Here is a 14,729-nt window from a genome sequence, read left to right on the forward strand (position 1 = left end):
CAATTGTTATCTCTGCATCATTTTTCAAGTTGAATTTTCCCTGGTAAGTGGTCTACTTTTTCGACAGTTTGTAAATATAGTTTTTTCATTTGAAATTTGCACTTGCCAACCGAAACGGAATCAGGCGCTGCTGAGGAGCAACCTGACAGGGATAAGTTGGCCGACGAAATATAATTTTCAGGAGCACTGCTTTTTGCGGTGCTTTTTTCTGAACAATATTTCAGAAGCTCATGCCTTAATAAAACCTTACGCTGCTTCATATTCCGCCGGGGTTTTAAAGTTCAGTGCCTCATGCGGTCTTTCATTGTTATAATCCTCAATCCACACCGCAGTAAGCTGCTTCACCTGCTGCTGTGAGAAAAATAAATGCGCATCCAGAATGTCTTCCCGGTAGGTTTTGTTGAACCGCTCGATGATGGCGTTCTGCTGTGGTTTTCCTTTCTGGATTTTGATCCATTCGATATTATTCTCATGCAGCCACGTCTGGAACAGACCCGAGGTGAACTCCGAACCGTTATCGGTGCGGATACCCTTGGGTTTGCCATGCTTCTCGATAACACGCTCCAAAAACGTTATTACCGCTCTGGAGGGCATCGAGGTGCGAATATCAATGTCCAGGCATTTTCTGTTATACTGATCAATAATATTCAGGGTCCGGAACCGTGAACCTCTTGCCAGTGCATCACTCATAAAGTCCATTGCCCATTCCTCATTCTGCTCCAACGGGACAGAAATGGGATTGGCAGGATTGTCGAAGCGTTTTCTCTTCATTCTTCTGTAAAGCGAAAAACCATACTTCTGATACACGCGTCGGATTTGAGAAGCACCGAACTCAGGAAATTTCCTCTTCACTTTCACAATGACTTTCTTGCGTCCCAATCTGCTGGTTCCCAATATTGATGTGATGGCTCCTTTCAGCTTTTCATCCTTCGGCGGCATTCGCTTTTCATAATATTTTGAAGTTCGTGAGCGTCCCATTACGCGGCACACCTTAGCATAACTTACATCCGGTTTTATCTCCTGCAGGTAAGCAATACAGCGCTCTTTTTGATAAGGTGTCACCACTTTTTTGCGTTGATCTCCTTCAAAATATCGATGGACAGTTGCTGGTCTGCAACAATACGCTTAAGGCGGGCATTTTCCGATTCCAGCTCCTTAACACGCTGGAGTTCCGAGAGGGTCATGCCGCCGTATTTGCTCTTCCAGTTATAAAACGTCTGCTCGGAAATCCCAAACTCCCGGCAGATCTCTGCCACTTTTTTACCTTCTTGCTGGGTCTGGAGCACCTTTAAAATCTGGGCCTCCGTAAATCTTGATTTTTTCATTGTTTTTTCTTGACGTTAAAATTAATACTCTAATTTTAATCTGTCCAAAAAAAGAAGCCATGTACCCCCTCTTTCTTGAAATATTGGTGTGTCAATGCGAAAATTACCAACAGCGTTTTTTTTGATCGGAAATTTCCTAAACCAAATCATAACATCTAATTTGTAATTGTTTTATTCTATTTGTATCAATAAATTTTGCAATTTGAACTGAATCTTCAAGAAAAAAGGATTCTTTACTTAAATCAATTATTATACTAGAAATTGGTTCAGCAACCTTATAATTTAAAGGAATTAGTTCTTTTATGATTTGGGTATCTATAAACCCTATTTCATTTACTAATAAAAAATTTAAATAATCTTTTAAATGTTTTTCATTTTCTTCTCCATAATTGTCATAAATTTCTTCAATGGAAAAATTTGGAAACTCTTCAATAAGTAAAATATAGAGAGAATTTGGAATTAGGTAATAATTATTTCTTTGTGTATCGCAAATTATACTTCTTGTATGCCCATAATTTACCAAGCAACAAGCAAATCTATTGAAATAAGTCATCTTATTTTATTAACATATTTTAAATATATACTTAGCTTTGGCAAATTATATTCGTATCTTAAGGAATCTAGGTTTTTAACGTCCTCTATTGGATCTGACCCTAATTTTTTTGTGTCAGCGTTAAATTTTAGCTGTGTGCCAAATTTTTGTTTCTTTTTTTCACTCACTAGATCTCTATCTATTAGATAAGCTTTATTATTTAAAGAATAGGAGTTTGATTTTGAAACATATTCCAATATTTCTTTTCTAAAATTAATTTCCATGTCACTGTGTTGAGCAATATAAAAGATACTTTTGCTTGCCAAACAATCACAATCATCATCAAGTATTTTATTTAAAGTATGTTTTTTTATTAAAGATTTTACAAATTCCCTGTTTATTGAATCTTGTTTAATAGTCAAACGACCTATGCTGTCTAGTTTTTGAGAATCATTATTGTATTTATTAAACAATCTTCTGTACATTTGATCATCTTCATAAATTTTATTCCAATTAATTTGGCTCAATTCACTGTTTTTGTTGCATTTACTATATAGATTATAATATTGTATTAGTTCTTTGGTTCCTAAATCACATTTATTTATTTTACTATAATTTTTTTTTATAAGTTCTTCAGCTAATAAAAGATTATTTTTTTCTTTTGATTTTGTTAGATATTTTAAAATTATAGCTTTTTTAGAATTATTATATAAATGAAATAATGGAATTAAATTTTTATGGGTATAGTTTGAAATGGTTGCACTATCAGATAGTAAATTCAAACTATCTGCCTCTTGCATTACATTTACTAAATTTAATGGTGTATTACTGGTCTTTAAACAAGAAGTAAGAAATAAAAATAAAACAAAACAAATAATATTATTTTTCATAATTAACTGATAATTTTAAATATAACTATTCTTGAGCTTTCAACAATATAACCTCTTGTTTGATAAAAATCTGAATTAGAATACATTATAGCAATTCAGAACTTCCTACAATTTGGAAATTATTTTGCCCCATTAGGAAAGAAAATGGAAGAAATAAAACTATTGTAATTATCTGAAGCTTCATAGGGTGAATTATTCGATTAAATTTATAAATCCTGAATTATATGCGGCGGCCTTTAAACCTAAAAGAATATCTGCTATTTGGTGTTTTGCAAAATACGGTATTATAAAATTTATTACCTGAAATTTACACCTATGATGATATCGAACAGCTTAAATCAACTACTAAATAATGAAGTCTTTGTTTTTTCAAATTTGAAGTATTTAGTTTATCTGCGCAATAAAAGCATACCGAAATTGATAAATCTTGGGAATTTAAATCGCAAACAAAAGTCAGCTAATTTTTAGCTTAATCGTTTGTGTTCTTCTTTTAATGCCTTTAAATAGTAGGAAGGAAGTGTACCGGTTATTTTTTTAAATGCAGAGGTAAAGGTTTCTGAATTATTAAACCCAGCTTCTTCAGCAATTCCCGCTATGGTCAACTTTTGAAGGTTTGGATTTATTTTTAATTCTTCGATGAGATAGGTGATTCTTAATTCATTGACATATTGCGAAAAACTTTTGCCTTTCAACTCTTTTACGGCTTTAGAAAGGTAATCTCTGTTGGTTTCAAATTCTTTTGCTAAAATGTCTAAATTTAAGTTTCTGTTCAAAAACTCTTTTTTCGTTTCAAAACTTTCGAATTTCAGATAAAGAGAATTTAATAGTTCCTCAGAAAGAACTGTTTTTGAAATTTGATTTTTAACTCTTCCGGTATCGTGATTTTCATCAATATATTTTCCCTCAATAATTGTGGTAATCAGTGGTTCTGAATTTTTGGTTAAAAGAATTGCCTGCTCTTCATAATGTTTAACTTTCTTACTTTTTTTAAAGTATAGAAATAGCAAAATAAAAACTGCTGATCCAATAATTCCGCTAATCCAATATAATACGGTATTTTTAGAATTCAAATCGGAAATCAATTTTTCCTTTTCTTTCAACAGAATGGGTGTGTCGTATTTTTCATTAATTTCTGTAGAAAGATGATGGCTATTTTTATTTAAAATACGATCAAAATCTAACAGGTGCTCAATATAGAATAACTGTTTTTCTTTATCATTCAGTTTTTTATAATGTTCAATAAGAATCGGATAGAGACCTCTTAATTCTGAAGTTAAATATTTTGTTTTGTTAATAAGAGAATCTACTTTTTTAAAAGTATCTAAGAATTTGTAATCTTTATTTTCATATTGACTCATTCCGATATAAAATTCGCTTAACGCTAAATTTTGGGTATTGTAAGAATGATCTTTGATTTGTTTAGAAACGTTCTCTAAAGTCTTTTGGGCCTGCAGATATTCCTTCCTTTTGTATTGATTGATACCGGATGTTAGCAATAAATTAAGATAATTATCATTGGGAGGAAGTTTGCTGTTTATTTCTAAACCTAATCTGATAAAAGAATCAGACAGATCAAGTTGATCCATTTTTGTATAAGTATATGCAATGGTATATAAGCAACTTATATAATCAATTTTATCGGTCAACTGCTCACCGTCCAAATATTTTTTATAACCTAAAAATAATTTTTGGGCCTCTCGATAATTTCCTAATTCCAACTTTAATAAACCAATATTGAAATTGACAACATTATAATTGTATTCATTGTTTTTGGAAAAATCTTTGGCAAGCAAATAATTATTTAAAGATTTTGAATAATCAGAGGTGAAATAATAGTGGTTCCCTTTAAGTAAATAAGCGATCGATATGTTATCGAAATCTTGACTCTTTTTTGAGATGATAATCATGCTGTCCAGAAAGGAAGGATCAGATTTACTTCGATACAAAAACTGATAACCGTCGGAAATCCCGGTTTCATTCTTTTCTTTTTTTCCTTTTAAGAGAATAGAGTTCGCATATAATTCTCTTTTTTTGGAATCGCTTTTTACTGTTGAATTAAATGCGGATTCTAAATATTTATAAGTCTTCTTATTTAAAGAATCCGGGATTTGAAATCCTTTTACACTCTGGGAAAAGCATAAGTTTAAAGAGAAATGGAGTAAAAAGAACAGAACAATTTTCTTCATAGTGAATTTGGCTGTACGAACTTAAGAAAAATATTTTTTAAAAATCTTCAACAAACTCAGAATGATATTGCCAATAATGCTGAAACGATAAGATCGATTTTGAAAAATTTTCTGCCGTTATTTACTTTTTTCTTAAATAACAAACCACCTGAAATTCTAGCCCCGATGGGAGCGGCATCCTTTTTCGCAGCGCAGCGGAGAAAAAGATACAGCGGACAGCGGGACGGGTTTCGCTAAAAAATCGAAATCTCGGTGCTCCTGAAAATTCTAGTTAATTCTCTTCTTTACAAAAACCATATACGACATATATAGCAACGGAAGCGCCATGATTCCTAAGTAAAATGCGTTCTCGATCGCCCGCTCCGGCTGCAGGGCTACGGCATAAACCAAACCGAAAAATGCGCCGCCTAAATGGGCAGCATGGCCGACATTATCATGCTGTTTGGGATTCAGCATCATGTAAACGGAATAGGCGAAATAGGCGAATCCGAAAATATAGCCCGGAATGGCAATCGGTATAAAGAAAAAGTAAATCCCTAAATCCGGAATCATCGCAATGGAGGCAAATAAAATCCCTGAAACTCCACCACTCGCGCCAATCGCAGAATACCAGGATTGATTTTTGTACAGATAAAGCGAGAAAATATTTCCCAAAAGAATGGAGCCAAAATAAACGAGCAGAAAGCCGAACGCTCCAAATGCCTGAACCACGATTGGGCCGAAGAAATACAGCGTCATCATGTTGAATATCAAATGCATCAAATCTGCGTGCAGAAAACCGGCAGAAATCAAACGCACATATTCTTTGTTGCGCAGAATGGCCCCGACATTGAATTTGTATTTTTCGAAAAGCGCGTGATTGCTAAAGGCGATATAACTGAAAATCGCGGTGCCTGCAATAATGATCAAAAGAACTGGACTCATATTTTTTTATAAAATAAAAGTTTCGAAATCCGAAACTTTGGTTTAAACAATTTCTGAAGTTAAACTTCTTGCTAATAATTTTTCGTGCATGGGTTTCAGCTTTTCTAAATCCCCGGTTTTTACGGTGCATTTGCCTTTGTAATGAACAAGCATGGTACACTGCTCGGCCTGTTCCAGGGTATGACCACAAATTTCGATCAGTGCTTCAATGACGTAATCAAAAGTATTGACATCGTCATTCCACAAAATCAGTTTATAAACTTCGTCTTCTCTTTCCAGAACCGCGATATCTTCTTCGGTTTCCCTTTTCGGATTTTCGTAATCCTTTATATTGGCCGGAATATTATAATGTAAACCCATTTCTTTAATTTTAAAAATCACTATTCTTTACATTAAATTTCTCCTATTTCATTAGACAAATCATTCATGATGCGTGGTTCGTTGTAGGTTAATTCCACCAGATCCACACTTTTATTCTGCATTTTCAGAATTTTAACATGGTAGTTATTGATATTAAATTCCTCATTTTCAGCTGGAATATCTTCCAGTTCATGCAGGATAAACCCGGCCAACGTGTTGTATTCGCCGTCATCTGACAACGGGAACATTTTGGGTAATTTTTCATTGATTTCATCTAAAGGCTGTGTCGCCTTTACCCAGAAAACATTCTCTCCCACTTTGTCAACAATTCTTTCTTCATCGTCTTCTTCATCCTGTATTTCGCCGACCAATTCCTCTAAAATGTCTTCCAAAGTAACAATTCCTTCGGTACCTCCAAATTCGTCAATAACTACGGCTAAATGCTGCTTTTTCTGCTGGAAGACTTTCAGCAGGTCAGAAATCTTTTTACTCCCGACCACAAAGAATGCATCCCGCATCAAATCTTTTAAATCATCATGATCGATTTCACCTTTTCTCTTCACATATTCACGGATAATTTCTTTGGCGTAAAATATCCCGATGATATTGTCAATAGAATCCTGATAAACCGGAAGTCTGGAATACCCGCCTTCCATAATGATATTAATGATATCCTCGATCGGCAGTTCGATATCAATCGACGAGATATTCTGTCTGGGAATCATGATTTGCTTTGCGGAGTGATCTGTAAAATCGAACGCATTTTTAATGATTTCGTAATTCTCTTCTTCGATTTCCCCTGAGTCAGCAGATTGTTTTACAAGCAACTGCAATTCTTCAGTGGAGTGAATTTCCTGTTCTGAAGCAGGGTGAATTTTCACCAAACGCAGAAAAGCATTCGACATGTGATTCATCGACCAGATAAACGGTTTGAACACGGTATAGAAAACCCGTAAAGGAACCGCAATAAACATAGCGGTCTGCTCAGATTTTCGGATTGCAATTGATTTAGGAATTAATTCACCAAACACAATATGCATGATCGTAATAATCAGGAAGCTCAGAATAAGTGAAATGGTGGTAATCGTACTGTCTGCAACTGCTACATTGGAATAATGGAAAATATTTTCGATGACGTGATGCATCGCACTTTCCCCAACCCAACCTAAAGCAAGGGATGCTAAGGTAATCCCTAACTGTGTGGCAGAAAGGTATTCATCCAGATGCTTTATCAGATGCTCCGCCTGCTTTGCCATGGCGTTCCCCTCGGCGGCTTTTAATTGAATCTGAGAGTACCGGACTTTAACGATTGAGAATTCTGCGGCTACAAAAAAACCATTCAGTACTACTAAAAATACAGCTAAAAAAAGCTTAATTATGTCAGAATCCATTTAGAAATTTAAAAATATTGCGACAAAGATACGTAAATAAAATAATTAATATTAACTATTCTGAGAATAGGAACTGAAGTTTACTCCAAATAAAAAGCACCGATCAATGATGGTGCTTTTCAGTTTTATAAAAGAAAACTATTGTTTTCTTAGAAGTTATGAATTTTTCAATGCTTCTGCACCTCCTACAATTTCCAAAATCTCGTTGGTAATTGCAGCCTGACGAGCCTTATTATAGAATATTTTAAGATCATTTCTCAATGCTTCTGCGTTGTCGGTCGCTTTGTGCATCGCAGTCATTCTGGCACCGTGCTCTGAAGCTACCGAATCCAAAATCGCTTTGTAAACCTGAGTTTTTATCGACTTCGGCATTAATACTTCTAAAATTTCTTTCGCCGTAGGCTCAAAGATATAATCGGTATTGGAAACTTCGGTTTTTTCCGGTAATGCGATCGGCAACAACTGTTCTTTAATAACTTCCTGTGTAGCCGCATTGATGAACTTATTGTAAATCAAATATACTTTGTCAAAACTTCCTTCACGGAAATCTTTCATTACGTTTTCTACAAAATTGGAAACGACCTCGAAGCTCATGCCATCGAAAATAGCACTTTGATTATCGTACACTTTTCTGCTTCTGCGAACCGCGTCATATACTTTTTTACCAACGGTAAGAATTTCGATCTCATGCGCTGCATTTGCAACCGAGAGATTCAATTCTTTGATTACCGCAGAGTTAAATGCGCCGGCAAGACCTTTATTAGAAGTGACAACGATGTAAAGAACTTTGTTCACTTCTCTTTCTTCGGTGTAGCCCGACACGCCTTCTAAATCTACCGTGGAACTTACATTCTCTATAATTTCCTGTAATTTCTCTGAGTAAGGTCTCAACATGACAATTGCATCGGTTGCTTTCTTCAGTTTCGCTGCCGAAACCATTTTCATCGCACTCGTAATCTGCATTGTTGAAGAGATTGAAGTAATTCTTCCTCGTATTTCTTTTAAGTTTGCCATTCTATGAAGTCAATGTTTAAAATTCAGTATTCAAAATTAAAAATCCTGAATACTGAAAATTGAATATTTTTTAGTTGTATTTCGATGCTAATTCTACAGCGGCCTGTTTCAGAATATCTGTAATCGAGTTGTCAATTTTTCCGGATTTAATGGCTGCCATTGTTTCAGGATATTTTGATCTCAGGAACGCTACATATTCTATCTGGAATTCTTTCACTTTATTGATTGGGATATTTCTCAACAGGTTTTCTGTTCCAGCATAAATCATCGCAACCTGGCTATCCACAGGAAGTGGAGAGTTTACCGGTTGTTTCAGGATTTCTACGTTTCTTTCCCCTTTAGAAATAACTGCCTGCGTGGAAGCATCTAAGTCTGAACCAAATTTAGCAAATGCTTCCAGTTCTTTATATTGTGCCTGATCCAGTTTCAAAGTTCCGGAAACTTTTTTCATTGATTTAATCTGAGCATTACCTCCAACACGCGATACAGAAATACCTACGTTAATTGCCGGACGGACTCCTGAGTTAAACAAATCGGTTTCAAGGAAAATCTGACCGTCTGTAATCGAAATTACGTTGGTAGGAATATACGCTGAAACGTCCCCTGCCTGAGTTTCGATAATCGGAAGTGCGGTTAAAGAACCTCCTCCTTTTACCAAAGGTCTCAATGAATCCGGTAAATCATTCATCTGTGCTGCAATCGTATCATCTTTGATGATTTTTGCTGCTCTCTCCAATAATCTGGAGTGAAGGTAGAAAACGTCTCCCGGATAAGCTTCACGGCCCGGTGGTCTTCTCAACAAAAGAGAAAGTTCACGGTAAGCCACCGCCTGTTTGGATAAATCATCATAGATAATCAATGCCGGACGACCGGTATCGCGGAAAAACTCACCGATTGCTGCTCCTGCCATTGGTGCATAAACCTGCATCGGTGCCGGATCAGAAGCGTTTGCTGCTACGATTACCGTATATGCTAAAGCGCCTTTATCTTCTAATGTTTTAACAATCTGAGCAACGGTTGAACCTTTTTGTCCAATCGCTACATATATACAGAATACAGGTTCACCTGCATCATAAAATTCTCTTTGATTAATAATCGTGTCAATCGCTACCACCGTTTTCCCTGTCTGACGGTCACCGATGATTAATTCTCTTTGTCCTCTTCCTACAGGAATCATCGAGTCAATCGCAACGATACCGGTCTGTAACGGTTCAGTTACCGGCTGACGGAAAATTACTCCCGGAGCTTTTCTTTCCAATGGCAATTCATACGTTTCACCAGTGATTGGTCCTTTACCGTCAATAGGATTTCCTAAGGTATCTACTACTCTTCCCAACATTCCCTCACCAACTTTGATCGATGAAATTCTTTGAGTTCTGTTAACCGTGTCACCTTCTTTTACTAATTTGGATTCCCCCAAAAGAGCGACCCCAACGTTGTCTTCAGCAAGGTTAAGAACGATTCCTTCAACACCGCTTTGGAATTTTACCAATTCACCGTACTGAACATTTTCTAAACCGTACACTAAAGCGATACCATCACCGATGGTTAATACCGTTCCTACTTCTTCTACATTCGACTGCGTCTCGAAGTTGGCTAGCTGCTGTTTAAGAATTGCAGATACTTCTGCCGGATTTATTTCTGCCATTTTATGGTTGTTTTTGTCTTAATTTAATTGAAATTCTTTTTTCAGTCGGCTTAATTTTGATTTCACCGATGCGTCTACCTGCTGATCGCCCACCCGCAAAATATATCCTCCTAAGATCTCAGGATTGATGATAGATTTTACATCGAACTGGTTATTATGATTAACAAGGCTGGTAGATTTCAGAATATTTTTAATATTTTCATCAGAAAGTGCGGTTGCAGAAGTCAGCGTAATTCTCTGTACTCCATTCATATCATCCACTTTATTAATAAATTCCTGTCCGATATTGATCAACTGTGCTTCCCGGCCATGCTTGATAACCAATTGGATTAAATTTCTGGTCACTGGAGAAAAGCTCTTAAAAATCTCTTCGGAAACACTTATTTTTTTCTTCACCTCGATAATCGGCGAATGGAAAAAGCTCTGCAACTCTTTTGATTTTTCGATGGTATTCACCAAGTCCTTCATTTCACCAAAAACAGAAGCTGTACTTCCTGCTTCCTGGGTGAAATTCAGTAAACCCTGTGCATACCTTTTTGCAACTTTACTTGTACGCATACTAGTTTAAGTTAGAGGTATTAAGGATATTCGCTACCAATGCATCCTGTGCACCATCGTTATCCAGTTTCTGTTTCAAAATAGATTCTGCAATGTTTACAGACAAGGTACCGATTTGGCTTTTGATGTCTGCCATTGCAGCAGATTTCTCAGCCTGAATAGTTTGTCTGGCAGCGTCAATCATTTTATCGCCTTCTGCTTTTGCAATACCTTTGGCTTCCCCTACAATTCTGTCTCTGATATCTCTGGCTTCTTTTAAAATCTGATCACGTTCAACTTTCGCCTCACGGATGATGATTTCGTTTTCAGCTTTCAGGTTTTCAACTTCCTGTCTGGCCAATTTAGCCTGGTTCAAAGAATCTACAATGGTAACTTCTCTTTCGTTAATTGCAGTTAAAATTGGTTTCCATGCAAACTTTGCCAATAAAAACAAAAGGATCAAAAAGGTTAAAGTCATCCAAAACAATAAGCCAATTCCCGGTTCTATCATAATTGTAATTTTTTGTAATTTTTTTTCTATATGGAATTAAAAAAACTCTTAGCAGAGCCAACCGCGCTGCTAAGAATTAGTTTCTGAGGTTTCTTATTTTACGAACGCTCCAAAGATGATCGCGATCAAACCAGCACCCTCGATAAGTCCTGCAGCAATAAGCATTGCTCCCTGGATTTTACCTGCCTGCTCTGGTTGTCTTGCAATAGCATCCATTGCATGTCCACCGATTTTACCAATACCTAGACCAACGCCTAATACTGCTAATCCGATTCCAACGTAAATAAGTCCAGTTCCTTGTGAAATGATTTCCATAATAAAAAAATATATAGGTTAAAAATATTCTAAATTAAATACTAATGCGCTCCTTCGTGTTCGTGCTCCTGTACTGCAATCCCAATAAACAAAGCAGAAAGAACGGTAAAAATATACGCCTGTAAAGCTGCTACCAATAGTTCCAATACTCCGATGAATAATCCAAGTGGAACAGAAGCGAAACCTAAAAGCGGTGTTTTAAAGATAAAGATCAGTGACATAATCGCCAACACCATAATGTGACCTGCAGTGATGTTTGCAAAGAGACGCATCATTAAGGCAAATGGTTTGGTGAAAATCCCGATGATTTCAATCGGCACCATGATCGGATATAATAATAATGGCACCGGTGGCATAAAAATATGTTTCCAGTAATCTTTGTTGGCACTGAAGATGGTAATTAATAAAGTGATAATTGCTAAAACTGCTGTAATTGCAATATTTCCTGTTAAGTTATATCCAAAAGGAGGCAATGGAACTAAACCAAACATATTATTAATCCAGATAAAGAAAAATACAGTTAATAAATAAGGCATGTATTTTTTATACTTTTTCGCACCAATATTGGGAATCGCCACTTCATCTCTGATAAAAAGAATAACCGGCTCCATAAATCTGCCAAATCCACTTGGAACCAAAGTTTTAGCATATCCTTTTGCCATTCCTATAAAGACAAGCAACATGAAAAAGATGGAGATAAAAATCGCAGCAACATTTTTCGTAATCGAGAAATCATAAAAAGCATTTGCTTCAGTTTGCTTTCCGCTCATTACCGAAAATAATTTGGCCTGTTCCAACCCCTGTGTTGATTTTACAATACCGTTTTCTAAAGTATAACCTTCATGTTCGTGACCGTGAGCAATCGCACTCGACATGAACATGTGAAGCCCGTTTTTATCTTTGATAATAACAGGTAAAGGAATAGAAATATGTTTTTCCTCCGCAGTTCCTTCGTTCAAAGTTAAGATATGCCACTCATTAGCGTCGCTAATGTGACTCATAATCATCTCCTTCGCATCGAATTTTTGATTATCCTCTACGATTGTCTGTTCTAAACTCTCAGGGGTCTTGGCTTCAACTTCTTGCTGTGCATAAGTGAAAACACTTGAAAGCGTTAGAAATAAAACGAAAAATAAAGAAGAAATTCTCTTGTTCATAGGTCAAATTTATCGGTTTGCAAATATATTGATTTTATTAAAACCCACCAATATTAAAAATTGATTTTTATCAGTTATTTTCAGGAACGATTTAATAAGCGGATTACTTTGAAATATAAGGCAAAAGAAGTCACCAAAAAAATTCCAATAAGGAATAAGAAATTGGTTTGGTTGGTCTCTAAATTAATCAACCAGTACCCTACCCAAATAATGTCTTTAAATATATTGATGATTAAAAATAACATGGCAGGATTTTCTGTTTTCATCAAATATTTTTTAAAAACGTAGAACATAATTACATTTAAGCAAGCTGCTGAAAGGAATAATAAAGCGATAGTCAGGATATTCATCCGGCAAAAATAAGCAACTTTACGACAATTGGGCGAAATTACTTATTTTTGCAACTCTTAAAGAAAAATTATGTTCAACAGCTTACAGGATAAATTAGACAAAGCGCTTCAGAATATTTCAGGGCGCGGGAAAATTTCAGAAATCAACGTTGCAGAAACGGTAAAGGAAATCCGCCGCGCGTTGGTGGATGCCGACGTTAATTACAAAGTAGCGAAAGACCTCACCAAGAGAGTTCAGGACAAAGCACTCGGGCAAAATGTACTGACCAGTTTAACGCCGGGACAGTTAATGACCAAAATCGTTCATGACGAACTGGTAGAATTAATGGGAAGCACCCACGAAGGGATTAATCTTTCGGGCAAACCAAGCGTTATCTTGATTGCGGGTTTACAAGGTTCGGGTAAGACCACCTTTTCCGGAAAATTAGCGAACTATTTAAAACTGAAAAGAAATAAAAAACCGCTTTTGGTGGCTTGTGACGTTTACCGACCGGCCGCAATTGAGCAGTTGAAAATATTGGGCTCACAAACCGGCATTCCTGTTTATACAGAAGAAGGTGCACTGAATCCTTCCTCGATTGCAGAAAATGCGGTGAAGTTTGCGAAAGAAAATGGTCACGATGTCGTCATTGTGGATACGGCAGGCCGTTTGGCAATTGATGAGCAGATGATGAACGAAATCAAATCTGTTCACTATTTCATTAAACCGGATGAAACGCTTTTCGTCGTAGATTCCATGACCGGTCAGGATGCTGTGAATACGGCTAAAGCCTTTAACGAAGCTTTAAATTTTGACGGTGTTGTCCTTACCAAATTAGATGGTGATACTCGTGGTGGTGCTGCTTTGACAATTCGTTCCGTCGTAGAGAAACCGATTAAGTTTATCTCGACCGGAGAAAAAATGGAAGCGCTGGATATTTTCTATCCGGAAAGAATGGCCGACAGAATCCTGGGAATGGGTGACGTGGTTTCATTGGTAGAAAGAGCACAGGAACAGTTTGACGAAGAAGAAGCCAAAAAACTTCATAAAAAAATTGCCAAGAATGAATTTGGTTTTGATGATTTCTTAAAACAAATCAATCAGATCAAAAAAATGGGGAATATGAAAGATTTGATGGGGATGATTCCGGGAGTTGGGAAAGCCATTAAAGATGTCGATATTCAGGATGACGCCTTTAAACATATTGAAGCGATCATTCATTCCATGACGCCCGAAGAAAGAAGAAGACCTTCTATTATTAATACCCAGAGAAAAAACAGAATTGCCAAAGGTGCAGGAAGAAAAATCGAGGATGTGAATGCTTTGATGAAACAGTTTGACCAAATGGGCAAAATGATGAAGATGATGCAGGGACCACAGGGAAAACAAATGATGGAAATGATGAGCAAAGGAATGCCGAAAGTCCCGGGAATGGGCGGCGGTAATTTATTTGGAAGATAATTTAAACTTATATATAAAAAAATCCTGTGTGTTAATAACGCTCAGGATTTTTTTTGCACGCTCCGCAAAGATAATTCACAAGGTACATCGCTCACGGAACACAACAGGTTTACTGAAAAATAAAAAACTGTCTCACCAAAGCAAAACA

16 protein-coding genes are annotated in these 14,729 nt (G+C 36.3%); 1 reads left to right on the forward strand and 15 read right to left on the reverse strand.

Annotated features, from left to right (window positions below):
* Nucleotides 1-246: 246 nt before the first annotated feature.
* The 15 genes from QGN23_RS04840 to QGN23_RS04910 form a co-directional block, all read right to left on the reverse strand.
* Nucleotides 247-1,065: an IS3 family transposase gene (locus tag QGN23_RS04840; protein ID WP_282904633.1), complete on the reverse strand. Its 819-nt coding sequence runs from the start codon at nt 1,063-1,065 to the stop codon at nt 247-249.
* Entirely contained in the window at nt 1,059-1,325 is a 267-nt protein-coding gene (locus QGN23_RS04845) for a transposase (protein ID WP_282904626.1), read from the reverse strand. The genes QGN23_RS04840 and QGN23_RS04845 overlap by 7 nt, the downstream gene beginning before the upstream one ends.
* Before the next feature lie 136 nt (nt 1,326-1,461).
* Nucleotides 1,462-1,878, reverse strand: coding sequence for a hypothetical protein (locus QGN23_RS04850; protein ID WP_282905883.1), 417 nt, complete (start codon nt 1,876-1,878; stop codon nt 1,462-1,464).
* On the reverse strand, nt 1,875-2,747 hold the full coding sequence (locus QGN23_RS04855; RefSeq protein ID WP_282905884.1) for a hypothetical protein: 873 nt from the start codon (nt 2,745-2,747) through the stop codon (nt 1,875-1,877). Before QGN23_RS04855 ends, QGN23_RS04850 begins: the two co-directional genes overlap by 4 nt.
* Before the next feature lie 464 nt (nt 2,748-3,211).
* Entirely contained in the window at nt 3,212-4,933 is a 1,722-nt protein-coding gene (locus QGN23_RS04860) for a helix-turn-helix domain-containing protein (RefSeq protein ID WP_282905885.1), read from the reverse strand.
* 267 nt (nt 4,934-5,200) lie between these two features.
* Complete coding sequence (locus tag QGN23_RS04865; protein WP_282905886.1) at nt 5,201-5,857, reverse strand: rhomboid family intramembrane serine protease; 657 nt, start codon at nt 5,855-5,857, stop codon at nt 5,201-5,203.
* A 42-nt stretch (nt 5,858-5,899) separates the two neighbouring features.
* Nucleotides 5,900-6,217 (reverse strand): ATP-dependent Clp protease adaptor ClpS, encoded by a 318-nt coding sequence (locus QGN23_RS04870; protein ID WP_282905887.1) that lies wholly within the window; start codon nt 6,215-6,217, stop codon nt 5,900-5,902.
* Between the two features lie 32 nt (nt 6,218-6,249).
* Nucleotides 6,250-7,608: a hemolysin family protein gene (locus QGN23_RS04875; RefSeq protein ID WP_282905888.1), complete on the reverse strand. Its 1,359-nt coding sequence runs from the start codon at nt 7,606-7,608 to the stop codon at nt 6,250-6,252.
* A gap of 156 nt (nt 7,609-7,764) precedes the next feature.
* Entirely contained in the window at nt 7,765-8,622 is an 858-nt protein-coding gene (atpG, locus tag QGN23_RS04880) for an ATP synthase F1 subunit gamma (RefSeq protein WP_133440783.1), read from the reverse strand.
* A gap of 70 nt (nt 8,623-8,692) precedes the next feature.
* Nucleotides 8,693-10,270, reverse strand: a complete 1,578-nt coding sequence (gene atpA / locus QGN23_RS04885) for a F0F1 ATP synthase subunit alpha (RefSeq protein ID WP_133440784.1) — start codon at nt 10,268-10,270, stop codon at nt 8,693-8,695.
* A gap of 18 nt (nt 10,271-10,288) precedes the next feature.
* On the reverse strand, nt 10,289-10,828 hold the full coding sequence (gene atpH, locus QGN23_RS04890; RefSeq protein ID WP_282905889.1) for an ATP synthase F1 subunit delta: 540 nt from the start codon (nt 10,826-10,828) through the stop codon (nt 10,289-10,291).
* A 1-nt stretch (nt 10,829) separates the two neighbouring features.
* Nucleotides 10,830-11,318, reverse strand: a complete 489-nt coding sequence (atpF, locus tag QGN23_RS04895; RefSeq protein WP_133440786.1) for a F0F1 ATP synthase subunit B — start codon at nt 11,316-11,318, stop codon at nt 10,830-10,832.
* A 93-nt stretch (nt 11,319-11,411) separates the two neighbouring features.
* Nucleotides 11,412-11,633: an ATP synthase F0 subunit C gene (locus tag QGN23_RS04900; protein WP_034716508.1), complete on the reverse strand. Its 222-nt coding sequence runs from the start codon at nt 11,631-11,633 to the stop codon at nt 11,412-11,414.
* Between the two features lie 41 nt (nt 11,634-11,674).
* Complete coding sequence (gene atpB / locus QGN23_RS04905; RefSeq protein WP_282905890.1) at nt 11,675-12,790, reverse strand: F0F1 ATP synthase subunit A; 1,116 nt, start codon at nt 12,788-12,790, stop codon at nt 11,675-11,677.
* 80 nt (nt 12,791-12,870) lie between these two features.
* Entirely contained in the window at nt 12,871-13,056 is a 186-nt protein-coding gene (locus QGN23_RS04910; protein WP_282905891.1) for a hypothetical protein, read from the reverse strand.
* 154 nt (nt 13,057-13,210) lie between these two features.
* On the opposite strand from QGN23_RS04910, the gene ffh reads away from it, so the two are divergent.
* Nucleotides 13,211-14,581: a signal recognition particle protein gene (gene ffh, locus QGN23_RS04915; protein WP_282905892.1), complete on the forward strand. Its 1,371-nt coding sequence runs from the start codon at nt 13,211-13,213 to the stop codon at nt 14,579-14,581.
* Nucleotides 14,582-14,729 lie beyond the last annotated feature (148 nt).

This window comes from Chryseobacterium gotjawalense, from assembly GCF_030012525.1.
Taxonomy (GTDB): Bacteria; Bacteroidota; Bacteroidia; order Flavobacteriales; family Weeksellaceae; genus Kaistella; species Kaistella gotjawalense.

Coding starts and splice junctions, on each gene's coding strand:
- QGN23_RS04865 (WP_282905886.1), bottom strand. CDS start 5,857: ATGAGTCCAGTTCTTTTGATCATTATTGCAGGCACCGCGATTTTCAGT.
- ffh (WP_282905892.1), top strand. CDS start 13,211: ATGTTCAACAGCTTACAGGATAAATTAGACAAAGCGCTTCAGAATATT.
- atpH (WP_282905889.1), bottom strand. CDS start 10,828: ATGCGTACAAGTAAAGTTGCAAAAAGGTATGCACAGGGTTTACTGAAT.
- QGN23_RS04870 (WP_282905887.1), bottom strand. CDS start 6,217: ATGGGTTTACATTATAATATTCCGGCCAATATAAAGGATTACGAAAAT.
- QGN23_RS04900 (WP_034716508.1), bottom strand. CDS start 11,633: ATGGAAATCATTTCACAAGGAACTGGACTTATTTACGTTGGAATCGGA.
- QGN23_RS04910 (WP_282905891.1), bottom strand. CDS start 13,056: ATGAAAACAGAAAATCCTGCCATGTTATTTTTAATCATCAATATATTT.
- atpA (WP_133440784.1), bottom strand. CDS start 10,270: ATGGCAGAAATAAATCCGGCAGAAGTATCTGCAATTCTTAAACAGCAG.
- QGN23_RS04845 (WP_282904626.1), bottom strand. CDS start 1,325: ATGAAAAAATCAAGATTTACGGAGGCCCAGATTTTAAAGGTGCTCCAG.
- atpB (WP_282905890.1), bottom strand. CDS start 12,790: ATGAACAAGAGAATTTCTTCTTTATTTTTCGTTTTATTTCTAACGCTT.
- QGN23_RS04875 (WP_282905888.1), bottom strand. CDS start 7,608: ATGGATTCTGACATAATTAAGCTTTTTTTAGCTGTATTTTTAGTAGTA.
- QGN23_RS04860 (WP_282905885.1), bottom strand. CDS start 4,933: ATGAAGAAAATTGTTCTGTTCTTTTTACTCCATTTCTCTTTAAACTTA.
- QGN23_RS04855 (WP_282905884.1), bottom strand. CDS start 2,747: ATGAAAAATAATATTATTTGTTTTGTTTTATTTTTATTTCTTACTTCT.
- atpF (WP_133440786.1), bottom strand. CDS start 11,318: ATGATAGAACCGGGAATTGGCTTATTGTTTTGGATGACTTTAACCTTT.
- atpG (WP_133440783.1), bottom strand. CDS start 8,622: ATGGCAAACTTAAAAGAAATACGAGGAAGAATTACTTCAATCTCTTCA.
- QGN23_RS04850 (WP_282905883.1), bottom strand. CDS start 1,878: ATGACTTATTTCAATAGATTTGCTTGTTGCTTGGTAAATTATGGGCAT.